Annotated in this window: 21 protein-coding genes; 8 read left to right on the top strand and 13 right to left on the bottom strand. The window is 71.3% G+C overall.

The annotated features are described in order from the left end of the window. Nucleotides 1-35 precede the first annotated feature (35 nt). Complete coding sequence (locus ACL02O_RS04980) at nucleotides 36-1,076, bottom strand: LacI family DNA-binding transcriptional regulator (RefSeq protein WP_412816749.1); 1,041 nt, start codon at nucleotides 1,074-1,076, stop codon at nucleotides 36-38. Between the two features lie 267 nt (nucleotides 1,077-1,343). Here ACL02O_RS04980 and ACL02O_RS04975 point away from each other — a divergent pair, with 267 nt between their 5' ends. Together ACL02O_RS04975 and ACL02O_RS04970 are read left to right on the top strand one after the other, a co-directional pair. Next, nucleotides 1,344-2,294, top strand: coding sequence for a LamG-like jellyroll fold domain-containing protein (locus ACL02O_RS04975; protein WP_412816748.1), 951 nt, complete (start codon nucleotides 1,344-1,346; stop codon nucleotides 2,292-2,294). Between the two features lie 38 nt (nucleotides 2,295-2,332). Further along, entirely contained in the window at nucleotides 2,333-4,438 is a 2,106-nt protein-coding gene (locus ACL02O_RS04970; RefSeq protein WP_412816747.1) for a PQQ-dependent sugar dehydrogenase, read from the top strand. A 201-nt stretch (nucleotides 4,439-4,639) separates the two neighbouring features. Here ACL02O_RS04970 and ACL02O_RS04965 read toward each other — a convergent pair whose 3' ends face one another. After that, entirely contained in the window at nucleotides 4,640-4,930 is a 291-nt protein-coding gene (locus ACL02O_RS04965) for a glycosyltransferase family protein (RefSeq protein WP_412816746.1), read from the bottom strand. A 152-nt stretch (nucleotides 4,931-5,082) separates the two neighbouring features. On the opposite strand from ACL02O_RS04965, the gene ACL02O_RS04960 reads away from it, so the two are divergent. Continuing rightward, nucleotides 5,083-5,736, top strand: a complete 654-nt coding sequence (locus tag ACL02O_RS04960) for an ATP-binding protein (protein ID WP_412816745.1) — start codon at nucleotides 5,083-5,085, stop codon at nucleotides 5,734-5,736. Nucleotides 5,737-5,811: 75 nt separating this feature from the next. On the opposite strand, the gene ACL02O_RS04955 is transcribed toward ACL02O_RS04960, so the two are convergent. Then, nucleotides 5,812-7,872: an amylo-alpha-1,6-glucosidase gene (locus ACL02O_RS04955; RefSeq protein ID WP_412816744.1), complete on the bottom strand. Its 2,061-nt coding sequence runs from the start codon at nucleotides 7,870-7,872 to the stop codon at nucleotides 5,812-5,814. Beyond that, entirely contained in the window at nucleotides 7,869-8,267 is a 399-nt protein-coding gene (locus ACL02O_RS04950) for an SCP2 sterol-binding domain-containing protein (protein ID WP_412816743.1), read from the bottom strand. Before ACL02O_RS04950 ends, ACL02O_RS04955 begins: the two co-directional genes overlap by 4 nt. 358 nt (nucleotides 8,268-8,625) lie before the next feature. Between ACL02O_RS04950 and ACL02O_RS04945 the strand changes: the two genes are divergently transcribed. Together ACL02O_RS04945 and ACL02O_RS04940 are read left to right on the top strand one after the other, a co-directional pair. After that, entirely contained in the window at nucleotides 8,626-10,089 is a 1,464-nt protein-coding gene (locus tag ACL02O_RS04945) for an amino acid permease (protein ID WP_412816742.1), read from the top strand. 406 nt (nucleotides 10,090-10,495) lie between these two features. Continuing rightward, on the top strand, nucleotides 10,496-11,872 hold the full coding sequence (locus ACL02O_RS04940) for a hypothetical protein (protein ID WP_412816741.1): 1,377 nt from the start codon (nucleotides 10,496-10,498) through the stop codon (nucleotides 11,870-11,872). 174 nt (nucleotides 11,873-12,046) lie between these two features. Here the strand turns inward: ACL02O_RS04940 and ACL02O_RS04935 are convergent, their stop codons facing one another. Together ACL02O_RS04935 and ACL02O_RS04930 are read right to left on the bottom strand one after the other, a co-directional pair. Next, entirely contained in the window at nucleotides 12,047-13,225 is a 1,179-nt protein-coding gene (locus ACL02O_RS04935; RefSeq protein WP_412816740.1) for a GDSL-type esterase/lipase family protein, read from the bottom strand. Between the two features lie 234 nt (nucleotides 13,226-13,459). Further along, nucleotides 13,460-13,738: a hypothetical protein gene (locus ACL02O_RS04930; protein WP_412816739.1), complete on the bottom strand. Its 279-nt coding sequence runs from the start codon at nucleotides 13,736-13,738 to the stop codon at nucleotides 13,460-13,462. Nucleotides 13,739-13,843: 105 nt separating this feature from the next. Here ACL02O_RS04930 and ACL02O_RS04925 point away from each other — a divergent pair, with 105 nt between their 5' ends. Next, nucleotides 13,844-14,806, top strand: a complete 963-nt coding sequence (locus ACL02O_RS04925; protein WP_412816738.1) for a hypothetical protein — start codon at nucleotides 13,844-13,846, stop codon at nucleotides 14,804-14,806. Nucleotides 14,807-14,911: 105 nt separating this feature from the next. On the opposite strand, the gene ACL02O_RS04920 is transcribed toward ACL02O_RS04925, so the two are convergent. Together ACL02O_RS04920 and ACL02O_RS04915 are read right to left on the bottom strand one after the other, a co-directional pair. After that, on the bottom strand, nucleotides 14,912-15,553 hold the full coding sequence (locus tag ACL02O_RS04920) for a GNAT family N-acetyltransferase (RefSeq protein ID WP_412816737.1): 642 nt from the start codon (nucleotides 15,551-15,553) through the stop codon (nucleotides 14,912-14,914). 193 nt (nucleotides 15,554-15,746) lie between these two features. Then, a complete protein-coding gene (locus ACL02O_RS04915; protein ID WP_412816736.1) occupies nucleotides 15,747-16,730 on the bottom strand; it encodes a PucR family transcriptional regulator in 984 nt (327 codons plus the stop codon). A gap of 146 nt (nucleotides 16,731-16,876) precedes the next feature. On the opposite strand from ACL02O_RS04915, the gene ACL02O_RS04910 reads away from it, so the two are divergent. Both ACL02O_RS04910 and ACL02O_RS04905 read left to right on the top strand, forming a co-directional pair. Beyond that, on the top strand, nucleotides 16,877-17,770 hold the full coding sequence (locus tag ACL02O_RS04910; RefSeq protein WP_412816735.1) for an alpha/beta hydrolase: 894 nt from the start codon (nucleotides 16,877-16,879) through the stop codon (nucleotides 17,768-17,770). 17 nt (nucleotides 17,771-17,787) lie between these two features. Next, nucleotides 17,788-18,315, top strand: coding sequence for a hemerythrin domain-containing protein (locus tag ACL02O_RS04905; protein ID WP_412816734.1), 528 nt, complete (start codon nucleotides 17,788-17,790; stop codon nucleotides 18,313-18,315). 89 nt (nucleotides 18,316-18,404) lie between these two features. Here ACL02O_RS04905 and ACL02O_RS04900 read toward each other — a convergent pair whose 3' ends face one another. From ACL02O_RS04900 to ACL02O_RS04880, 5 genes are read right to left on the bottom strand one after another with little or no spacing between them, the layout of a single operon-like run. Beyond that, nucleotides 18,405-19,499, bottom strand: coding sequence for a glycerate kinase (locus ACL02O_RS04900; protein ID WP_412816733.1), 1,095 nt, complete (start codon nucleotides 19,497-19,499; stop codon nucleotides 18,405-18,407). Continuing rightward, nucleotides 19,499-20,338, bottom strand: coding sequence for a sugar phosphate isomerase/epimerase family protein (locus ACL02O_RS04895; RefSeq protein ID WP_412816732.1), 840 nt, complete (start codon nucleotides 20,336-20,338; stop codon nucleotides 19,499-19,501). The genes ACL02O_RS04900 and ACL02O_RS04895 overlap by 1 nt, the downstream gene beginning before the upstream one ends. Then, complete coding sequence (locus tag ACL02O_RS04890; protein WP_412816731.1) at nucleotides 20,335-21,498, bottom strand: dihydrodipicolinate synthase family protein; 1,164 nt, start codon at nucleotides 21,496-21,498, stop codon at nucleotides 20,335-20,337. Before ACL02O_RS04890 ends, ACL02O_RS04895 begins: the two co-directional genes overlap by 4 nt. After that, nucleotides 21,495-22,646, bottom strand: a complete 1,152-nt coding sequence (locus tag ACL02O_RS04885; protein WP_412816730.1) for a Gfo/Idh/MocA family protein — start codon at nucleotides 22,644-22,646, stop codon at nucleotides 21,495-21,497. The genes ACL02O_RS04890 and ACL02O_RS04885 overlap by 4 nt, the downstream gene beginning before the upstream one ends. Nucleotides 22,647-22,674: 28 nt before the next feature. Further along, entirely contained in the window at nucleotides 22,675-23,496 is an 822-nt protein-coding gene (locus ACL02O_RS04880; RefSeq protein WP_412816729.1) for an ABC transporter ATP-binding protein, read from the bottom strand. Nucleotides 23,497-23,499: the final 3 nt, after the last annotated feature.

Raw genomic sequence — 23,499 nt, 5'->3', positions numbered from 1 at the left:
CACGTCACCGCGGCCGCCCCGCGGCGGGGCCGGGTTCAGCCGCCGGACGTGGGCGCGGGGCCGGTCGAGTCGCGGACGATCAGGGTGTGGCCGGTGGACCGGCGTCGTGGGCGGGTCGACCTGGGCTTGAGCGCGAGCTGGAGCGCCATCCGCCCCATCTCGGTCATCGGCAGCCGCACGGTGGTGAGGCTGGGCGCCAGGTCGGCGGCGACCGAGACGTCGTCGAAGCCGACCACGGAGAGGCAGTCCGGTACCGCGATGCGCCGGCCGCGCAGGATGGACAGCACGCCGATCGCCATCGCGTCGTTGAGCGCGATGATCGCCGTGCTGTCCGGGTGGTGGTGCAGGATCCGCTCGGCCGCCACCCGGCCGCCGTCGCGGGTGAAGTCGGAGTGCACGATGGGCAGCTCGTCGAGGGAGCGGCCGTGGGCGGTGAGTGCGGCGGCGACGCCGGCGAGCCGGTCGGCCACCGTGGTCAGTCCGGGAGTGCCGGCGGCGACGGCGATCCGCCGGTGGCCGAGGGCCAGCAGGTGCTCGCCGACGGCGCGGCCGCCGGCCTCGTTGTCGGGTACCACGGCGTCGACGCCGAGGGCGTGCCGGCCGATGACGGCCACCCGGCCGCCGGCCCGCTGGAAGTCGGCGAGTTCCGTGCGCGCCTCGGCCTCCACCCGGGGGTCGTCGTAGCCGGAGCCGGCGATCAGGATGATCCCGACCCGCTGCGCGATGAGGTGGCGGAGCTGGCGCAGTTCGTGCTGCGGGTCGCGGCCGGAGTGGGCGATCTGGACCAGCAGCCCTTCGGCGGCGGCGACCTCGATGACGCCGCTGGCGATCTCGGAGAAGTACGGGTCGTCGATCTGGTGCACGATCAGGCCGACGGTCGAGCTGGCGCCGCCGGCCAGGTTGCGGGCGTAGGGGTTGGCCACGTACCCGAGCTCGCGGGAGACCTGCCGGACGTGGTTGGCGAGTTCCTCGCTGACGCCCTCGCGGCCGGCCAGGGCGCGGGAGGCGGTCGCCAGCGAGACGCCGGCGCGTTCCGCCACGTCGGCGAGGCGTAGCCGGGGGCCGGGTCTGGGCATCGGTAACTCCTGGGAAACATTGATCCGCGCCGCGCTCTTGCCTGTGGCGTGAGGCACAGCATAGGCTACGTAAGCGCTTACGTAAGCGCTTACGTAGCGCGGTACCGAACACCGGCCCCCCGTCCGGCGAGCCTCACCCTCGGCCGTTCGGCGGCCCGCGGTCCGGTCCGGACACCCCCGACCCCAGCGACTCCCGGGACAGCTCACGACCGTCCTGAAAGCGCTTTCGTCAGCCCATCGCCCACCGACGAAGGGAGCACCACCACCATGAGAAGACCCGGACGAGCCGCCGTCGCGGCCACCGGCCTGCTGGCCCTCGCGCTCACCGCGGGGGCGACTCCCGCCCGGGCCGACCGGCCCGGACCGCACGACGTCCACCCGGCGCTGTGGTCACATCTGGTCGCCATGTACGACTTCGACCACCCGGTGCCCGGCGACGCCGCCCTCGAGCAGGACCAGGGCCGCTCCGGTACCGAGATCGAGCTGGTCAACGGCGGCGCGGACATGCGGGTGCCCGACCAGGCGTACAAGGGCAGCGGCAACGCCCTGCAGACCCGCCAGGTCAACCCCGACGTCGCCGGCAACGACGACTGGAAGGCCGGCACCTGGTCGTCCAGCGGCGTACGGACGCTGCGGGCGTTCAGCGGCGCCGAGGGCGCCACCGTCATGGGCTGGTTCAAGCGCGACATGGACGGCCCGGCGCTCAACTCCACCACGACCAACCCGACCGACCGGTTCAACGCGATCGGCCTGGCCGGCGTGCTCACCGGCGACTCCGACGGCCACAACGTGCGCGCCCTGCTCGAGCTCATCGACGTCGGCGGCGAACTGCACCTGGTCGCCCTCGGCCGGCGGGTCGACGGCGGGTCGTCGCAGACCTTCGCCGCGAGCGAGGACTGGCGGACCCTGCTGCCGAAGGGGGAGTGGGTCCACCTCGCCGCCACCTACGACTTCACCACCGGCACGATGGCGCTCTACCGCAACGGCGAGCCGGTGGACGGCTTCTACACCAACGCCGGCGACCCGTGGCAGGTGTCCGGGCCGGGCCCGCACGTCACCAGCGCCACCGACCCGCGCGGCATCAAGATCGGCGGCAGCTTCCCGCAGAACAACCTCGAGCGCAACCCGTGCGACTGCCGCATGGACGGCCTCATGTTCCTCGACGGCGTCGTCCCGGCGACCGACATCGCCAAGCAGTACCGCTACATGGCCCGCTGACCATCCCTCGGCACCGTCCCACCGAGAAGGAGAACCGCGTGTTCATTCGCGCTGGCAGCACCGGCCGGCTCCGCAGAGCCGCGCTGACCGCCGGAGTCACTGCCGCCACCCTCGTCCTGTCCACCCTGGTCGCCGGCCCCGCCCGGGCCGCCGGAGCCGTCTACGACCCGATCCCCGAGACCCCGATCCAGTCCGAGCTCGGGCTGGTCCTGCAGGAGTACGCGAGCTTCCCGCAGTCGACGCCCACGCCGGCGCCGGTCGACCAGCGGCTGATGCGCAAGGCCCGGATCAACACGATCAACGAGCTGCCCGACGGCTCCGGCCGCCGCGCCGTGCCGGACCTCAACGGCAACCTGTACCTCGTCGAGAACGGCGTGCCGCACGTCTACCTCGACGTGGCGGCGACGTTCGCGCCCCAGTTCTTCTCCGGCCGCGGGCTGGGCCAAGGCTTCGGCTACGTCGCGTTCCACCCGGACTTCGCGCACAACGGCCGCTTCTACACCATCCACACCGAACAGGCGTCGCTGGCCACACGGACGCCGGACTACGCCCAGCCGAACACCATCTACCAGGGCGTCATCACCGAGTGGACGGCCACCGACCCGGCCGCCGACACCTTCTCCGGCAGCCACCGGGAGCTGCTGCGCATCGGCTTCGCCGGCCAGATCCACGGCATCCAGGAGATCAACTTCAACCCGACGGCGAAGCCGCACGAGCGTGACTACGGGATGCTCTACCTCGCGGTCGGCGACGGCGGGCAGGGCTACCGCAACGGCGACCCGCAGAACATGGGCATGCCGCACGGCAAGCTGCTGCGCATCGACCCGCGCGGCACCGACTCGTCCAACGGCCGCTACGGCATCCCGGCGGACAACCCGTTCGTCGGCACGGCCGGCGCGCTCGGCGAGATCTACGCGGTGGGCTTCCGCGACCCGCACCGGTTCAGCTGGGACCGGGCCACCGGCCGGATGTTCCTCGGCCACATCGGCGAGCACGCCGTCGAGTCGATCTACGAGGTCGAGGCCGGGGACAACTTCGGCTGGAGCGAGCGCGAGGGCTCCTGGGTCTTCGACAAGACCGCGACCAACCCCTGCGACAAGCTCGACCCGCTGCCGGCCGACGACGCGAAGTACGGCTACACCTACCCGGTCGCCGCGTACGACCACGACCCGGCCCCGGGCTGGAACTGCACCTCCGACGTCGGGGTGGCGGTGGCCGGCGGGTTCGTCTACCGCGGACACACCCTCCCGGCGCTGATCGGCAAGTACGTCTTCGGCGACCTCGTCGACGGCCGGGTCCTCTACACCGAGGCGAACGAGATGCGCCGCGGCGCCGGCCTCGCCCCGATCCACCGGCTCGCCCTGTACACCACCGCCGGTGACCTGGTACGCATGCAGAACCTCTCCAGCCCGGGCGCGCCCGGCGACCCGAACCGCGTCGACCTGCGCTTCGGCACCGACGCGGCCGGCGAGATCTACATCGTGGCCAAGGCCAACGGCAAGATCTGGAAGGTGGTCGGCACGAGGACCGTGGCGGAGGGCGACGTGGGCGACACCAAGGTGCTGCACACCGGGGGAGTCGAGAACTGGACGCCGGTGACCCCGTCGAAGTGGCAGTTCGACGGCGACGAGGTGATCCTCGCCGAGGCCGGCGTGAGCCGCCCCGGCCCGCGCCGCCCGTTCGAGTACGCCATCCTCGACAAGGGCCCGGCCTGGTCCTCGGTGCAGATCGACGCCCGGGTACGCCTCGACACGCCCGTGGAGATCACCAACCGGGACGTGATCATCGTCTTCGGCTGGCGGTCGGACACGCAGTACTACTACGCGCACCTGTCCACCGACAACACGATCTACCCGCACAACGGCATCTTCAAGGTCGACAACGCCGACCGGGAACGCATCGACCACCAGTGGAACGGCCGCTCCCGCGGCGCCAACCCGGCGATCACGGACGCCGACTGGCACAAGGTACGGGTCGTGCACCTGCCCGCCACCGGTGAGATCGCCGTCTACGTCGACGGGCACCGGGACCCGCTGATGACCGCGAAGGACATCACCTTCACCTCGGGCCGGGTGGGCTTCGGCTCGTTCGACAACATCGGCCGTACCCGCCTGTTCACGGTGACCGGCACGCCGGCGGCCTGACCGACGCGCAGCACCGGGGGCGGCGGCCGGTCGGCCGCCGCCCCGCCGCGTCCCGAGGGCTCACGGGCGCGGCCGGGCCCGCGCGTACTTCCAGCAGCCACCGCTCACCACGACGCCGCCTCCTGACCAGGGGCTCAGCCGGCGGTCAACTCCAGGATGAGGTCGGCTGCCCGGCGCGCCCCACCGGCCTGCCGCAACCGGTCACTCCAGTAGCGGCTGCCGCTGGGCGAAGGTGCCGTCGGCGAGCAGGCGGCGCAGCTTGGTGGTGATCTCGCCCGGTCCGAAGTGCGGCGGCCGGTCGACGGCGAGCCCGACGCCGGCATCCACGCCCCGTGCGGCGAGGTCGTAACAGTCCAGCCAGAACGGCATCACGAGCAGCGGCTTGCCGAAGTAGATGCCCTCGTGGAAGCCGTTCGCGCCGCCGTGGGTGACGAAGGCCCGCACGTGCGGGTGGGCCAGCACCTCGGACTGGGACGGCAGCCACTCCGTCAACCGTACGTGCGCGGGCAGCGGGGTGCTCGGGTTGGTGATCGTGGCGCTTCCCCCCGGTTTGGTTGCTGTATGGAAGGCTTCTGCTGCTCAGTGTGCGGGTAGCGGCTGTGGCCGTCAGGAGGGACAGACCTCGGGAGACGGGACCAACGGCCGTGAGTGAACTGACCGGGCGCCTGGAGCTGCCCGTGAACCTCGATGCCCCCGCTGCGGCGCGGCAGGCCGTGACGACCGCGCTGACCGCGTGGGGGTTCCCCGATGGTGAGTGGGTGGACGACGCGGTGCTCATCGCCGACGAGATGGTCGTCAACGCCGTGCGGCACGGGGGTGGCTGCCTGGTGCTGCAGATCCGCGCCGACCGGGATCAGGTGAGCATCGCGGTGGTGGACGGCTCGGCGGTCGTCCCCTGCCGCCGCGCGCCCGACGGCGACGGTGGGCGGGGCCCGGGCATCATCGAGGCCCTGTCGCAGGCGTGGGGCGTGGAGGACCATCACGGTGGCAAGCGCTTGTGGGTTGCGCCTGCTGCCGCCACCCTCGCGCTGCGGTTAACCTCCGGCGCGGTCGGTCCTCGGGTCGGGCTGGACTTGCTGCGGCAGCGGCGGGGGCGAGGAGACGTCCGGTGCGAGCGGTGGCACGGCTGCCGCAGGGTCGGAGGCGGCGAGCAGGCCGAGCAACCCGGCGGCGAAGAGTTGCCGGCGGAGCGGGGGTGGGATGTTGACCAGGCGCAGGTCTCCGCCGCGCACGTCCAGGGCCAGTGGCAGGCCACAAGGCGCTGGTGGCGGCGGGGTCCAGGCGGGCCACGCTGGTGAGGTCGAGGTCGATGTCCCCGCGTCGATTCGCAGCGCGGCGAGCACCTCGTCGTGCACGAGACCAGCCAAAGATCGCTAGCGACGGAAGTGTCGTGGTTGGTGGGTGTTGGTTCGGAGCCCGAATGCGTTGGATCGTCCCCAGCGGCCGGGGATGTTGAGCAGTTCGATGCGGTTGATGGAGGGTGGTAGGACGGGGTCGGTTGCGAGGTGGTCCTCGTGGGGGTTGAGGCCGAGCATGGTACGCAGGAACAGCAGGGGAGCTCCAGAGGACCAGCCTTGCGGGCTGCACGCTGTGGGGTATTCGACCGGATAGTTGGTCAACGCTCGCTCGTAGCCGGCGAAGGCTTCGGGTAGCCGGCCGTTGAAGTACTGTGACGCGCCGATGATGGCTTCGGCGATCTGGCCAGCCTCGGATCGGAAGCCGTAGCGCCATAGCCCCCAGGCGATGATCGAGTTGTCGAACGGCCAGACGGTGCCGACGTGGTAGCCGACTGGGTTGTATCGTGCCGCGCTGTCGGCCAGGGTGCGTACGCCCCATCCGGAGAACATGCTCGGACCGAGCAGATGTCGAACCACCTTCCGGGCTCGGGCCGGTTCGGCGATGCCGCTCCAGAGCAGGTGGCCCATATTGGACGACATGGCGTCGACCGGCTTGCCGTCGGTGTCGAGGGCGAGCGCGTAGTACTGGCCGTCCTCGATCCAGAAGTCGCGGTTGAAGCGCTGCTTGAGGTCGGCGGCCTCGTCTTCCAGCCGGTCGGCGTAGGCGGGGTCGTTCCAGAACTCGCGGGCCAGTCGGGCGCCGCGCAGCTTCGCGTCGTAGGCGTAGCCCTGCAGTTCGCAAGTCGCGCGGGGTAGTCGGGGCAGTCGGCCGTCGCGGTAGGAGATGGAGTCCCACGAGTCTTTCCAGCACTGGTTTTCCAGGCCGTTCACGATGTTCCGCCGCCGGTACGATATGTAGTCGTTACCGAGGATGTCACCGTACTCGTCGATCCAGTGGAGCGCGGCGCGAGCTTCAAACTCCAGCTGTCGTACCAGGTTGGCGTCCCCGGTCCATCGCTCGTACTCGTCGAGCAGGATTACGTACAGCGGCGTGGAGTCCGCCGATCCGTAGTAGGGGCTGTGCGGCTGCTCCTCGAAGGCCGCCGATTCTCCGTAGCGGAACTCATGCGCGATCTTTCCGGGTTCCTCATCCCGGAAGTCGTCCAGCTTGCTGCCCTGCTGGAAGGCGAGGTCGCGCAGCACCGCCGACGCCAACTCCGGCGCGAACGGGAGTGTCTGCAGGCTGATGAAGATGCTGTCCCGGCCGAAGATGGTCATGAACCAGGGCAGACCCGCGGTCGGCAACCGCCGGGGAAACGCGAGTGGTGAGTATCGCATCGCGGCCAGGTCGACCAGGCTGCGTTCGTATGCGTTCTGGAGTGGCTCGTAGTCGCACGCAAGCTGTGGTGTCCCGGCGAGAAAGTCGTCGAGATCGTTGCGCAGCTGCGGCTTCGCCCGTCCTCGGTGGGCGTCCAGGCTGGCCCGGATGTCGAGGCCGCGTGCGCCGCGAACGATCGGGTAGACATGCAGTTGGGTGCTCCACCTGCCGCGCGGTTCGATCCGGAGCTCGAAGGTCATCCCTCTTTCGTCGGCTCGCGCCGGTTCGGTGCTCGAAATGATCGTCTCCCGCAGGAAGGTGCCTCTTTCATAGCGAAACCGCAGGTTGTTGTCCTCGATACTCATGGAGGCTCGGCCGGTTTTCTGTCGTACGTCCTTGATCTCGAACAGGTCGGCGAAGTCGGTGGCCATCTCCACCCGCAACGTGAGGCGGCGCTCTTCGGTGTCGTGGTTGAGGACCGTCAGCTGCTCGCAGAAGTCCCGACAGATCTGCTGCTGCCGGATGACCGAGACCTTCGCGTCGACGTAGTGAGTCGGCTTGCCGGGCACCAGGAAGTAGCGTGTTTCGAAGTACTGCAAGTCGTCCCGGGAAAGGGCTCTGAGTGGTTCGCCGTCGATGGTCAGCAGCCAGGTTGACAGGAACCGCGTATCGAACGAGAAGAGTCCGGTGGGAAAGTCCGGCGAGGGGTGAAGGTCGCCACGTCCGTCGCTGACCAAGAATGTGTTGCCGTCCAGGATGCTGACGCCCTGCCCGTTCATGACCCCGATTCTCCCTCCTGCGTGAAGACGCGCGGGTGGTGCGCGCCTTCGGGTCCGGGGAGCAGCCGCTCGAAACACGACAACAGCGCTAAGTTCCCCTCGACGTTGATCTCGTTGCGCAACAGCGACGCGTAGAGTTGCGCCTGACCTTGGACCAGCCGGTCGAAGAGCGCCCGGTGACCCCGAATCACCAGGTCCGGCTGCTGCCGTGATGTCGGAGCCTGGTCCTGCTGTGACACTTGTGCCGTTCCGCGTCGGAGCGTTACGAACCAGGAATCGGTCCCGGCATCGCCTTCGACGTCCAGCTGGATGGTGCCTCGGGCCTTAGAGACAATGGTTGGTAAGTGCTCGTGCTGACCCAGTCGGATAAGAAAATCGGCGGTCGAGTTCGTCATCAGAACTTCCTTCCAACCAGCCGTGAATCACCCTGCGGACAGCCTCGCTTACTTCATGGCGGTCGGTCATCACCCGAAGCGAGTGAACTTGCCGAGTTGAGCATAGGCGGCGCATCGGATCAGACGAGAAGGTCACTGCCACCCGACACCCGCGAGCAACACACAGTGCTTTCCGTGCTGTCCCGAGTAACCCGATGCGGGCTTTGGCATCGCCTTGAACGAGGATGGTGCTGGCTGGCCGTCCTGCGCACGATCTTCGATCAATCTGCCGAGCGGTACGCGCAGACCGTCGGCGGCCCGCCCGGCAGAACCGCCGATACGGGTAGTTTCTTCCTGCTGCTGCCGGGTACATGCCCGCATGCTGCGGAGTCTGCTACGCACGAAGTCGGTCGAACAGTCTATCGCGGAGGCCGATGAACCGATATATCGGCTGAAGAGAAGGTTGGGTGCGCGGGACCTCACCGTGTTCGGCGTCGGGATCATCGTCGGCACCGGTATCTTCGTGCTGACAGGGCAGCAGGCGGCCCGCAACGCCGGTCCGGCGGTCGTCCTGTCGTTCCTCCTGGCAGGAGCGGTGTGTGCGCTCGTCGCGCTCTGCTACGCGGAGTTCGCCTCCACTCTTCCGGTGGCCGGGGCGGCGTACACCTTCTCCTACGCCACGCTCGGCGAGCTGATCGCCTGGATCATCGGCTGGGACCTGATGCTGGAGTTAGGGCTCGCGGCCGGCGTGGTGGCCCGAGGGTGGTCGGCCTATTTGCATGACCTGCTCAACCTGCCCGACTCGGTGGCCGGCGACACCGCCCGCCCCGATTGGGCCGCCATCTTCATCGTCGTCGTGCTCGGCGTCCTGGCCCTGCTCGGAACCAAATTGTCCGGCCGCGTAACCACCGTGCTCGTCGCGGTCAAAGTCGCGGTGCTGCTGCTCGTCATCGCGCTGGGCACCTTCCTCATCAAGGCGGCCAACTACACGCCGTTCGTCCCACCCGCCCAGCCGGCGGAGAAACAGAGCGGCGGCAGCGCACCGCTGCTGCAGGTGCTGCTTGGCGTGACCCCGCAACACTTCGGCGTCTTCGGAATCCTTGCCGCGGCGTCGATCGTGTTCTTCGCCTACATCGGCTTCGACGTGGTCGCAACGACCGCCGAGGAAACCCGCAACCCTCAGCGCGACATGCCCCGCGGCATCCTCGCATCGCTGGTGATCTGCGGGGTGCTCTACATGACGGTGTCGTTCATCATTACCGGCATGGCGCACTACACCCGGCTCGACACGGGCGCCCCATTGGCCCACGCGTTTAACGAGGCCGGCGTCCCATGGGTAGCCAAGATCGTCGATGTTGGAGCACTGTCCGGGATCACAACGGTGATCCTGGTGCTGCTACTCGGCCAGACACGAGTGCTGTTCGCGATGTCGCGGGACGGGCTGTTGCCGCCCGCGCTGGCCGCGGTGCATCCACGGTTCCGTACCCCATGGCTCATCACGCTGGTGACGACCGTGGCCGTGTCGGTGCTGGCCGGGTTGGTGCCGCTGTCCGCACTCGCCGAGTTGGTGAACATCGGCACCCTGTTCGCGTTCGTGGTGGTGTGCGCCGGCGTGATCGTGCTCCGACGCACCCGACCCGACCTGCATCGCGCATTCCGGGCGCCCGGCGTGCCCTGGCTGCCGGCACTCGCCGTTCTCGCCTGCCTGTGGCTGATGGTGAACCTGCCGGTAGTGACATGGCTGCGGTTCCTGATCTGGATGGCGATCGGATCAGTCATCTACCTCGGATACGGACGACGCCACAGCCACCTCGGCAAAAGCCTGCGCACCGCCAGGCGGTGAACCGGCAGGGCCCACGCCTCTGCGCACCCCTCCGACATCTTCTGCGAATGGTCGGCCCAGGCAGCGGCGCTGGTTCCGCGGCCGGGTCTGCGGTCGCTCCCGGTGATCCGCCGGCCCGCCGACCCGACACTTGCCCGTGTGCCTTGCGCCGTCCTCGATGTCAAATCGCGCGTGGTCGATTGGCCGAAGGCGGACACCAGTCGGGCGACCAGGGTCACCAGGAAGATCTGCCCGGTCAATGCGTTGAGTGTACGGTGAGCGTCTACTTACGCCGATCAACGATGGGCTGACGGAAACCCTCTGGCTTCTTCCGACGCCCGACTACCGTCAAGAGCCAGACCTCGTACGCCGTCGCGGCGCTGCGCCGCCTGCTGCCCAACTACGTGCCGGGAGGGTCGGACCCGAGATGAGGGACCTGTTCGCCGCCCTGCCGGACGATCCGCCGCCGCCCGGCTACCTGGACGCCGTGCTCGCCCGGGGCCGCCGCTCGGTCCGGCGCCAGCGGATCGGCGCCGCCGCTGCCTGGGCGGCCGTCGTGCTCGTCGTGGCCGTCCTGGTCGTACCCGGCGTCCGGCTTCCGGTCCGCCCGGCGACCCCGTCGGCGAAGCCGAGCCTGCCGGACCGTTTCGCCGGCTACTCGATCCTCACCAGCAGCGTCGAGAAGGCACCGGCCGGCCGCGCGATCGCCCTCTACGGCTACGGCAACGGCGAGCTGTTCAACATGTTCCAGCCGCTGGTCGTCGGAGCCGACGGGGACACCTACCGGCGCGTCGACGCCATGGAGCAGCGCCACAGCCCGTCGGCGCTGCTCGCCCCGGACGGTACCCGCGTGCTGCTCGGCGACGACCGCGGCGCGACCGGCGACCTGATCCTCGTCGACCTGACCACGGGCAAACGGCGCTCGATCCCGCTCGGCGACCCGGTCGGCGTACGGCTGCTGGCCTGGTCTCCCGACGGCCGCCACGTCGCGTACAGCGCCGCGCCGCTGACCGACTCGGGTGAGTTCGGCAGCGTCAACTTCGTCGAAGCCGAGGTGGCCCGCAAGGGCACGCTGCGGCTGCTCGACCTGTCGACCGGACGCAGCACCGAGCTGCCGGCGATCAAGCCGGCGTGGGCGGCGGCGTTCGCGCCGGACAGCCGTCGGCTCGCCGTGCAGGTCGGCCAGACGGCCCACCTCGTTGACGTCGACGGCCGCGAGTACGGCAGCGTCCCCGTCCCGACCGGACGCGAGGTGGCCGCCGACGTCGGCTGGTCGCCCGACGGCACGTTCCTCGCCACCGTGCCCTGGCTCTCGGACGGGCCGTCCACCGGCACCTCCGGCGGCGACACCGGCCACGGCACCTTCCTGTGGAAGGTCGGCGACGTCGAGTTCGTGCCCTTCCCGGGCGGCGGCACGGCACCCGCGCGGGTCCCGGACGTGGCGCAACTGCTCGGCTGGCGCTCGGCGGACAGCGTGATCGTCGCGACCCTCGACGCCGGCGGTCACGCCTCGCTGGCCGAGGTGCGGCTCGGCACCGGCACCCGCCGGACCCTGTCCCGTTTCGACACCGGCCGAACCTGCGAGCTGGGCACCCAGAGCTGCCAGCTCGTCGACCTGCACCTGGCCACCGGCCTGCTGCCCGACCTGACTGTCCGGAACGCGGGCCGGCCGCAGCGCGGCCCGTGGCCGAGGGTCGTGAACGCCGTCGTCGCCGTCGGCGTCCTCGGCGCCGCGTTCCTGCTGTGGCGCCGGATACGTCTGTCGGCTCGTGGCCGACGACCACGAATGGATCAGACGGTGTGAGTAGCTGGTTGACCGCGCCGGGGAGCGAAGCCATGACACCAGCCGGACCCCGGTGACCGTCACAGCGGCGCGACATCGCGGTCTACAGCCCGCTGGCCCGCGAGGGGCACAACGCGAACTCGCCATCCCGGCAAGCGGCGGCAGCGCTGCCGGTGCCGAGGACGAGCCGGTCTCTCAGGAGACCGCCGGCGCGGCGAAGGGCCGCTCTGGGCCGAACGCGAACTCGGCGAACCGCTCGCCGATCCGCCGGTCGGCAGCCGGGTCCGGGTGGAGCTGGTCGGGCAGCGGCAGCTCGGCGAAGTCGGCCTCGCCGTAGAGCTCCCGCCCGTCCAGGTAGTACAGGTGCCGATCGTCAGCCGCCCGGGCGGCGACGATCCGGGCCAGCTCCGCGCGGATGACGGTCAGCGTCAGCTTTCCGGCGGCCCGCTCGGCCGGGTCGCCGGTCGCCTTGAACTGCAGCTTCCCGGTGCTGAAGTCGGCGGCGCCCGGGCCCGGCGTGTCCTCCTGGATCGGGCAGAGGATGGCCGACACCACCAGCAGTGGTGTATCCGGGTGCCCCTCCCGGATGGTGTCGAGGAAGCCGTGCACCGCCGGGGTGAACGCCCGCAACCGCATCGCGTCGCTGTTCACCAGGTTGATTCCGATCTTCACGCTGATCAGGTCCGCCGGGGTGTCCCGCATCGCGCGGGCGGTGAACGGGTCGAGCTGCGCGCTGCCACTGAACCCCAGGTTGATCAGCTCCACCCCGCCGAGCGCGGCGGCGATCGCCGGCCACGTCTCCGTCGGGCTCTCCGCGTCGGAGCCGTGGCTGATCGAACTGCCGTGGTGCAGCCAGACTCGGCGGCCCCAGTCACCGACCGCCTCGACCGGCGCGTCCGTACGCAGCGCCACCAGCTCGGTGATCTCCCGCTGGGGCAGCCAGATCTCCACATCCTTCTCGCGGTCCGGCAGATCCGTGAACCGGATCGTGCCGACCGGGCCAGGCTGGCTGGCCGCCGTGCCGGTGGTCATGTCTATGGTCAGCGTCCTGCCGCCGCGCACCGTGGCCTGGCCGGCCAGCCGGCCGTCGACCAGCAGGTCGTACCGGCCGTCGGGGCGAGGCGGGGCGCCCTGGTAGACCATCTTCGTCGCCAGGACGCCCAGCTCGATCCGGGTGGCCCGGGTACGGAAGACCAACCTGACGCCGGACGGCATGGCCTCGGCCATCGCGACCTGCGGGTCGACGTTCTGCGCGCGGGCCCGGGCCGGCAGCCGGTGCGGCAGCACGCCGTGCTCGGTGCGCTCCAGGTCGAGCGCGCCGCGCAGCAGCTCCGCGGTGATCGGGGTGGTGAGCCAGTCGGCGGTCGGTGCCATGATCCTCACCCTGCCAAATCCCGGCGCCGGTCGGTGTGCCGGGGCCTCGGCACGCTGCGGCGGGCAGCCTGGTCACGACGGCCGTCCGCCGACCGGCCAGTTGTGCACCTCGATGTCGGCGTACCGGTCCGGAGTGAGCACGCTGCGCGCGGCGTCCGGTTCCGGGGCGTGGGCGCAGCGCCGCCGTGCCCAAGAAAGCCGCACCGTCGTCGGACAGCAGCGGTCTGTACGCGATCAGCTCACCTCTTCTTCGCCGCCGGAGCCTGTCACGTCCTCGCCTGGGTGTGCCGGGATGCCTACCCGGAGCGGTCGATCGGCATGGCCGGGGTGCGCTTCGCGGGCGAGCGGCAGGTCTTCCACGTCCACGCAGTCTGGGATGGCTGGGCGTTCGACCATTCGGGGTGGAATCCCGAGCCGCACCTGCTGGTGGTCAACACCGAGTTCGAAGGCGCCCGCCGTAGCGTATTGCCAGTCACCGAAGATCTCGTCGAGTTGTGTGAGCAGGAGCGGCACCGCCCACCCTGGACGTAGCGCCTTCGACAGGTGAGGACAGCCCTACCCACAAGTGCAGGGTTTACCCGGTCGATTTGGATCGGCCGCGCTGCGAGCGTGTACGCCATGACGAACGAGGCGCTGATCGCGCATCCTTCCACCGGCGTGCGCCTGCACCGGCCGCTGGTGTTGCTCGCCGTGCTCATGACGGTCCTGGCGCTGGTGTCCCTTGCCGGGCTCCTCGTCGACGGTCGTACCGTCAACGGCAGTCCGGTCTGGTTGAAGCCGTTCAAGTTCGCGGTGTCGTTCGCGTTGTACGGTGCGACGCTCGCCTGGATGCTCCGCCTGGTCCGGCGTGGCCAGTGGATCGCCTGGTGGAGCGCCACCGTCGCCGCGGTGGCGACCGCCGCCGAGGTGGGCGCGATCGTGTCGCAGGCCGCGCGCGGGCGGGCAAGCCACTTCAATGTCGCGACACCTTACGACACGGCGGTGTACGACCTCATGGGCCAGCTCGCCCTGGTGATCTGGCTGTCGACGTTCGTCCTCGCCGTGGTGGTCTTCGTTCAGCGGCACGCCGACCGCGCCGCGCTGTGGGCGATGCGGTGGGGCATGCTCGTGTCCCTGACGGGCATGCTGGTGGGAGTCAAGATGGCGCAGCCGACGGCCGCGCAGCAGCGCGTCATCGATGCCGGTGGCGTGCTCACGGTCAGCGGCGCGCATGCCGTCGGCGCGCCCGATGACGGCCCGTCGATGCCGCTCACCGGCTGGGCGGCGACGGGCGGGGACCTGCGCATCGCGCACTTCGTCGGCCTGCACGCGCTCCAGGCGCTGCCCCTGCTGGCGTGGCTGCTCACGAATCTGGCCCGACGGTACTCCCGGCTCGCTGTGCCGGCCGTGCGGCTACGGCTGGTCGCCGTGGGCGCGTTCGGGTACGTCGGGCTGGTCGCGCTGCTGGTGTGGCAGGCGTTGCGCGGTCAGGCGCTGCTGCAGCCGGACGTCCGGACGGTGCTGGCGGCGGCGGGTCTGATCGCGGTGGTGGGCCTGGCCGCGGCGGCGGTCCTCCGCCGCCCGTCCACTGCCACGGCGTGACGATGGACCGGACCCGCTCCAGGTAGGCCCACTGCACGTCCAGGGCGGGTACGTCTGATCAGCCCTGCGGGCCGTCGGCCAACCCGGGAGAGACGCTCCACCTCGTCAGAGGCCGAACATCGGGCGGCAGGCTGCCAACCCGTCGACCCTCACTGCGGGGCGCTGCTGCTGAGTCCATCTCCGACCGGTGAGCCGCAGGCGGTCGGACACGACGGCCTCGTCGCCGCGGGCGTCGACCGAGATGCCGTCGGCCTCGTAGCCGAGCTTGCGGGACACCCGTTGTGAGGCGTGGTTGTCCTGAAACACCTCGGTCAGCGCCGCCCTGGCGTCGAGGTGGTCGAACGCCAGGGTGAGCAGTCCGATGCGCGCCTCGGTTCCGTAACCTCTGCCCTGGTGGGCGATCCCCAGCCAGGAGGAGGTGGTGACCTCGCGGACGACCGCGAAGTCGCGGGCGCAGAGGGTGACCATGCCGACCGGGTTCCCGTCGTGGAAGACCGCCAGCCCGAGGCGCCAGGCTGCCCCGTTCCATCCGGCGAGTTGGCCCCAGTGGTCCTGCAGGACGAACCGTGCCCGATCCTCGGGGCCGCCGTCGGTCCACGGGGTCAGGAACGGACGGTCGCCCGCTCGGTGCACGCCCTCGGCGGCCAGGCGAGCGAGTGCCGCGAGTTCGTCCTCGTGCGGTAGGCGGAGGCGCAGTCGTGGCGTGACGATGGTCAGGCCGTACAGGGGCCACAGGGCAGCGAGCACGGTCCGATCCTGACGGCAGGGCGGGCGCCGCGCCACCGAGTTGTCGGCGAGCGTTGCCCGGCGAGGATCGGTCGCGCCGGCGGCGGTCGCGGCCCGTCCCGCGCGCTGACCAGCCCAGGACGCGGGACGGCGGCCTCCGTCCTCGGCGGCGCACCGGGCGGGCGGCCGGGTCGGGGCGCCGCGACGCTCTGCCTCAGTTGTCGAGCAACCGTCGGGCGGTGAGCGCGATCCGTGCCCGTACCAGGCCGGTGGGCTCGGTGAGTTCGATGCCCAGGGTCCTGCCGATCTGTTCGAGCCGGCGGGCGACGCTGCTGTGGTGCAGGTGGAGAAGGTCAGCGGCCCCGCGTAGGGAGCCGGTCTCGCAGTAGGCTTCCAGCGTCTTCAGGCCTTCCGGGTTGCCGACCAGGCGGCCGATCGCGGCCACGTCGGCGTTGTCCCGTGCCGCGTCCTCGGGTACCTGTGCGAGCAGCGCCAGCGCGCCCAGGCTGTCGTAGTGCACGACCGGCTGGCGTGGGGTGGCGAAACGCAGGGCAGTCCGGGCTTCGCGCCACGAGCGCTCGGGGCTGTTGGCGCTGCCGACGCCCGCGTGCACACCTGCCGGGAAGCACGCCGTATCAACGGTGGTGGCCAGCAGCACGCCCACGCCGGCCAGCGGCGCCGCCTTCACCGGACGAGCCGGGCAGACGAGCCTGCCGACCTGGTCGAGCGGAAGCCGCGACCGTACGGCGAGGACGCGGATCGACAACCCGGGGGCGAAGCCCAGCAGGCGTAGCGCCCGGGCTCTGGCCGCCTCGTCGCTGTCGGAGCTGATCACGAGTTCAACCAGGGCGGGGTCGGCCATGGTGGTGTTGGCCGGGCCGTACCGTTCGGCGATCGCGGCGGCGGCGATGGCGAACCGGTCCAGCAGCGCCTCGTCGAGCGGCTCGGGTGGACCTGGACGTTCCAGCCACACCGTGCCGATCTCCTCCTCATCAAGGATGACCGGCGCCGTGCCGGACGCCGGAGGCGGCGGGTCGGATGCTTGCCTGCCATCGGGCGAGCAGCGGATGAACTGCCCGGTGCCGTGCAGCCGGAGCCCGACGACGCACTCCGCCAGACCCGCGGAGGCGCGGGTGAGCGCTGGGAGGTCCACCCGTCGTTGCATCAGCGTGTCGTAGAACATCACTACGTGGATCATGCCTTTGACCTGTGAGTCCATGTGTGACAGTCGTTCGGCCAAAGCTTCCATGCCACCAGCGTAGGGCGACGATCGGCGCGGGATCCGGCGGGATGCGCGACGGTTGGCGGACGATCTCGGGCGCGGCCGTTGTGAGGATGGTCGACATGAATCCTGAACTGGAACCATTCCTTCCGCTGGTCCCCCGGGTCGATCTGATCGACCCGGTCACGGACCGCAGGAACTTCGCCGCGCGGGCCGCGGCGGCGCCGGCGCCGGATACCGCCAACCTGGGCGTCGAGGACCGCGTGGTGCCGGGTGATCCGGGTGTGCCGGTGCGGATCTATCGTCCGCACCAGTCGCAGGGCGGCATCGTCTGGCTGCACGGCGGCTCGTGGGTCATGGGTGACCTGGACAGCGAACACCCGTGGGCCGCCCGGATCGCCGCCGCGTCCGGCGCCGTGGTGATCTCGGTGGGCTACCGCCTGGCGCCGGAGCATCGGTTCCCGGCCGCCCTCGACGACGCGTACGCCGCGCTGACCTGGGCGGTCGAGCACGCGGGCGAACTCGGCATCGACCCGGCGCGGATCGCGGTCGGAGGTCACAGCGCCGGCGGGTCCATCGCGGCCGCGACGGCGCTGCGGGCGCGTGACGAGCAGGGGCCGCCGATCCACTTCCAGTTACTCAACGAGCCCGGGCTGGACGACCGGCAGGAGATGTGGTCGACGGGGCACGTCATCGACACGCTTCGGGGTCGTGAGCACTGCTCCGCCGCGTGGCGGCACTACCTGGGTGCGACCCCGGCGACGCCCTACGCCGCCCCGGCCCGTGCCACCGATCTGTCCGGTCTGCCCCCGGCTTACATCGCCAGCGCCGAATTCTGTCCGTACCGCGACGTCGACATCACCTACGCGCTGCGCCTGCTGCGCGCGGGCGTGTCCGTCGAGCTGCACCAGTGGCCCGGCACGTTCCACGGGTCGCAGGCGATCCTGTCCGCCGACGTGTCGCAGCGGCAGTTCGCCGCGCTCGGCGCCGCCCTGCGCCGTGCCCTGGCCGGGTAGATCCCGCTGGCCGGCCAGTGACCGAAACCGCCGCACTCGTAGAGGAAGGAAACTTTCTGATGCCCGACCGCCCGTACACCGTCGTCGACGCCGACCGCGACCGGCTGACCGCCTTCGGCGACCACTTGGTCGCCCTCCACGACGAACTCCGCCGCGACATCGCCGCCCTGCGGGAGGAGGCGGCTCAGTTGCCCGCCCGCGGCGAGGTCGGCGACCCGCTGGTCCTGCCTCACCGGCTCCACGGCCACTGCCTCTCCTTCTGCGAGGCGCTGGACGCCCATCACACCACCGAGGACCGGTCGATCTTCCCGTTCCTGGCCCAGCATCATCCCGAACTGTCCGAGGTGCTGGACCGTCTGGCCGCCGATCACCGCATCATGGCGGCGCTCCTGGCCGACCTCCGCACGGTCGCCGCAACCCCCTCCGTTCCCGACTTCCATGCGGATCTGGAACGACTGTCGGTCGAACTCCTCACGCACCTCGACCGCGAGGAGCACTACCTGGTGCCCGTTCTCAACTCCCTGACGCACCTGCCGGAACACTGAGGCGCGGCAGAGGCGGATGCCTGCCGTGGGCGGGTGGTGGCGGACGAGGCGGCTGCCGCAGGCCCTCGAAGCAGTGACCGGGCGCAGGACTAGTCGGCGCTGAGCTGGCCGGCCAGCATGCCGCCGGCCTCCCTCAGCAAGGGTTCCGGGTTGTTCAGCGCCGCTTCGACGGACCCGGCGAGCTCCACCAGCGACACGGCGGCCGACACCGACGCGGGTACGGGCCCGCCGACCTGCCCGGCGGCCACCCCGACCCGTACGCCGGTGGACGTCGCCGCCTCCAGCATCGACCCGACCACTTTGCCGGTCAGGGAGGTCTCGTCGAAGCGTCCCTCGCCGGTGAGCAGCACGTCCGCGTCGGCGAGCGCGTCGGCGAGCCCGACCAGGTCGGCGATGGTGGTCGCCCCGGGCACGATCTGCGCGCCCCACAGCGCGGCCAGCCCGTACGCGGTGCCGCCCGCCGCACCGGCGCCCGGCTCGTCGGGGTTTCCGCCGGCCAGGTCGGCGAGCCGGCGCAGCGCGGCGTCCAGCAGGGTGACGTCGGCCGGTCCGGCGCCCTTCTGCGGGCCGAACACGGCGGCGGCGCCGGCCGGTCCGGTCAGCGGCGCGGTGACGTCGACCAGCAGCTGCACCCCGCCGGGCGGGGCGGGCAACAGTTCGCTGGTGTCGAGGTGGGCCAGGTCGGTGAGGGCAGCGCCGCCGAGCGGCAGGTCCCGGCCCTGGCTGTCGCGCAGCCGCAGTCCGAGTGCGCGCAGCGCCCCGGTGCCGCCGTCGGTGGATGCGGAGCCGCCAAGGCCGATGACGAGGCGGGTGGCTCCGGCGTCCAGCGCGGCCCGGGCGACCGCGCCGAGCCCGTAGGTGTGGGCGCCGCGCGGGTTCGGGGTGGCCATCAGCGGCAGGCCGCTGGACTGGGCGAGTTCCAGCACCGCTTCGCCGTCGGGGAGCAGCAGCCAGGCGGCGGTGACCGGCCGGCCGTCGGGTCCGGGCACGGTCCCGGTGCGGCGCTGCGTGTCGGGCAGGGCGGCGGCGAAGGCGTCGACCGTGCCTTCGCCGCCGTCGGCCAGGGGGAGCAGCCGTACGTCGTCGTCGGGCCGGTGGGCGAGCCAGCCGCGGGCGAGGGCGCGGGCGGCGTGCTCGGCGGTGATGCTGCCCTTGTAGGAGTCCGGTGCGACGACGACGCGCATCAGTCGGCCAGGACGAGGTGCAGGTAGCGGTCCTTCATGGTGGCGAGGACCTCGTCCGGGTCGGTGGCCCAGACCTCGGCGTTGAAGATCTCCACCTCGGTGTCGCCGGCGTAGCCGGCCCGCTCGACCGCCCGGCGCAACGGCGGGAAGTCGATGTGCCCGTCGCCCATCATGCCCCGGCCCAGCAGCACGTCGGCCGGGAGTGGGGTGAGGAAGTCGCAGACCTGGAAGCTGGCGATCCGGCCGCCGGCCCGGGCGATCTGCCGCCGCACATCCGGGTCCCACCAGATGTGGAAGGTGTCGACCACGACGCCCACCTGCTCGACCGGGAACGGTTCGGCGAGGTCGAGCGCCTGCCCGAGGGTGGACAGCACGGCCCGGTCGGCGCAGTACATCGGGTGCAGCGGCTCCAGGGCCAGCCGGACGCCGCGTTCGCCCGCGTACGGGGCCAGTTCGGCGAGCGCGTCGGCGACCCGCTGCCGGGCGCCGCGCAGGTCGCGGGAGCCGGGCGGCAGCCCGCCGACCACCATGACCAGGCAGTCGGTGCCCAGGCCGGCGGCCTCGTCGACGGCGCGCCGGTTGTCGGCCAGCGCGGCGCGGCCGGCCTCGCCGTCGGCGGTGAGGAAACCGCCGCGGCACAGCGACGACACCCGCAGCCCGGCGTCGGCGACGAGCTTCGCGGCGGCGGCCACCCCGATCTCGGCGACCGGTTCGCGCCACAGCCCGATGGCCGGGATGCCGGCCCGGACGCAGCCCTCGACGGCCTCGCGGACCGACCACCGCTGGGTGGTGCGCTGGTTGAGTGACAGTCGCGCCAGGCGCGGGTCGACGGCGGTCATGCGCTCACCCCGGCCACCGACAGGAATCGCCGCATCCGGTCGGCGGCCAGGTCCGGGTCGAGCAGCAGGCCGGCGGCGTCGGCGAGGCGGAACGCCCGCACCAGGTGCGGGACGCTACGCCCGCTGTGCAGCCCGCCGACCATGGTGAAGCCGGGCTGGAGGCCGTTGAGCCAGGACAGGAACGCGATGCCGGTCTTGTAGAACCGGGTGGGCGGGGCGAAGACGTGCCGGGACAGCGGCACGGTGGGGTCCAGGACGTCCCGGAACCCGGTGGTGTCCCCGGCGTCGAGGCGTTGCAGCGCGGCCGAGGCGGCCGGGGCGATGGCGGCGAACGCGCCGAGCAGGGCGTGGCTGAACCGGCCGCCGTCACCGGCGATCAGCTCGGGGTAGTGGTAGTCGTCGCCGGTGTAGACCTTGACGGTGAGCGGCAGCAGCTCGCGCAGCCGGACCTCCCGGTCGGCGTCCAGCAGCGACACCTTCACCCCGTCGATGACGTCGGCGTGGGCGTGGACGAGCGAGACGAACGTCTTGGTCGCCTCGTCGAGGTCGGTCGACCCCCAGTAGCCGGCCAGGGCCGGGTCGAACATGTCGCCGAGCCAGTGCAGCACCACCGGCGTGGTGGTCTCCCGCAGCACCTGCTCGTAGACCCGCAGGTAGTCGTCCGGCCCGGTGGCGAGCGCGGCGAGCTGCCGGCTGGCCATGATCACCGCGGTCGCCCCGCACTCCTGCACGTAGGTGACCTGCTCGGCGTAGGCAGAGACGACCTCGTCGAGGGTGTCGGGCACCCCGGTCAGCTGGTCGGTGGCCGCGCCGGCCACGATCCGCCCGCCGCAGGCGGCCGCCTCGGCGGCGCTGCGGCGGACCAGCTCGCGGGTGGCGGCCCAGTCCAGCCCCATGCCGCGTTGGGCGGTGTCCATCGCCTCGGCGACGCCGAGCCCCCACGACCAGAGGTTGCGCCGCACCGCGAGGGTGGCGTCCCAGTCCAGCCGGGCGGGCTGGCCGGGGGCGTTGTCGGCATACGGGTCGGCGACCACGTGCGCCGCCGCGTACGCGATCCGGCTGGCCGGCGGGGCGGCCGGCCGCGACCAGCCGGCCGGCTCCCGCAGGCTCAGGGTCTCGGTGCCGCCGCCGGGGGCGGGCAGGGTGATCCGGGCGGTCACAGGGTGATCTCCTCGATCTCCACCCGGCGTCCCTCCCGCGCCGAGCGCAGCCCGGCCTCGGCGAGCTGCACGCCGCGCACGCCGGCGAGGAAGTCCCACGGGAACGGCTCGTCGTCGACCACGTGCCGCAGGAACGCCTCCCACTGGACCTTGAACCCGTTGTCGAAGTCCTCGTTGTCGGGGACGGTCTGCCACTGGGCGCGGAAGTTCTCGGTGACCGGCAGGTCCGGGTTCCACACCGGCATCGGGGTGGCGCCCCGGTGCTGGATGCGGCATTCGCGCAGCCCCGCCACGGCGCTGCCGTGCGTGCCGTCGACCTGGAACTCGACCAGCTCGTCCCGGTACACCCGCACCGCCCACGACGAGTTGATCTGCGCGGTGATGCCGCCGGCCAGCTCGAAGATGCCGTACGCGGCGTCGTCGGCGGTGGCCCGGTAGGTCTGGCCGTTCTCGTCGACCCGCTCGGGGATGTGGGTGGCGATGTGCGCGGTCACCGCGGTCACCGGGGCGAAGATCTGCTCCAGCACGTAGTGCCAGTGCGGGAACATGTCCACGGTGATGCCGCCGCCGTCCTCGGCGCGGTAGTTCCAGCTCGGCCGCTGGGCGTCCTGCCAGTCGCCCTCGAACACCCAGTAGCCGAACTCGCCGCGCACCGACAGGATCCGGCCGAAGAACCCGCCGTCGACCAGCCGCTTGAGCTTGCGCAGCCCGGGCAGGAACAGCTTGTCCTGCACCACGCCGTTCTTGATGCCCTTGGCCGCGGCGAGCCGGGCCAGCTCCAGCGAACCGGTCAGCCCTTCCGCGAGGGGCTTCTCGGTGTAGACGTGCTTGCCGGCCTCGATCGCCGCCCGGATCGCCTTCTCCCGCTGCGCGGTGACCTGCGCGTCGAAGTAGATCTGGTGGGAGTCCTTGGCGAGCGCGGCGTCCAGGTCCGTCGTGTACGACGTCAGCCCGTGCCGGGCGGCGATCTCGGCGAGCCGGGCCTCGTTGCGGCCCACCAGGGTCAGCTCCGGCCAGATGCGGCTGCCGTCGCGGGCCGGCAGTCCGCCCTGCTCGCGGATGGCGAGCAGGGACCGGACGAGGTGCTGGCGGTAGCCCATCCGCCCGGTCACGCCGTTGAGGATGATCCCGATAGACGTGCGCTCCACGTGTGTTTCCCTTCCCAGGTCCGATGGGTTATTCGGCGGTCGTCGTCGCACCCAGCAGGTCCCGGATGCGTCCCGTCGCGCGCGCGAACTCCGGCTCGGACATGGTCTGGCCGTAGTCACGCTCGACGGGGAGGTCGACGTCGATGACCTCGGCGACGGTGCCGGGTCGAGGGGTCATGACGATCACCCGGTTGCCCAGGTAGACCGCCTCGGCGATGGAGTGCGTGACGAGCAGGACGGTGGTGCCGGTCTCCCGCCAGATCCGCCGTAGCTCCACGTTCATCTGCTCCCGGGTCAGGGCGTCCAGGGCCCCGAACGGTTCGTCCATGAGCAGGACCGGGGGGCGGTGCAGCAACGCGCGGCACAGGGCCACGCGCTGCTGCATCCCGCCGGACAGTTCGTTCGGGTACGCGTCCTCGAAGCCGGTCAGCCCGGTCATCGCGATCAGTTCGTCGACGCGCTGGCGCACCTGCGCCTTCGGCAGCCGCCGCATCTCGGCCTGGAGCAGGATGTTGCGCCGGGCCGTGCGCCACTCCAGCAGCGCGGCGCGCTGGAAGACGTACCCGATGTCGCGTCGCGGCCCCCGCACTTCCTCGCCGTGCAGGCGAACCTCGCCGGACGAGGGCCGCAGCAGGCCGGACACCAGCTTCAGCAGCGTCGACTTGCCGCAGCCGGAGGCGCCGACGATCGAGACGAACTCGCCCGGGGCGATCCGCAGCGAGACGTCGCGCAGCGCGGTGACGTCCTTCTTCTTGGTACGGAAGCGGACCGCGACCTGGTCGATCTCGACGGCGGCGCCGGTGGTCGTGGCGTCGTCGGGCCGCTGCGTGGTGGTGTTGCCGACCGTCATCGG

Origin of the sequence: Micromonospora mangrovicola (assembly GCF_047200535.1) — a bacterium.
In the GTDB taxonomy this organism is placed as follows: Bacteria; Actinomycetota; Actinomycetes; order Mycobacteriales; family Micromonosporaceae; genus Micromonospora.
Note: the sequence above shows the minus strand (reverse complement) of the source record. Positions and strands in the feature narration are given on the sequence as shown.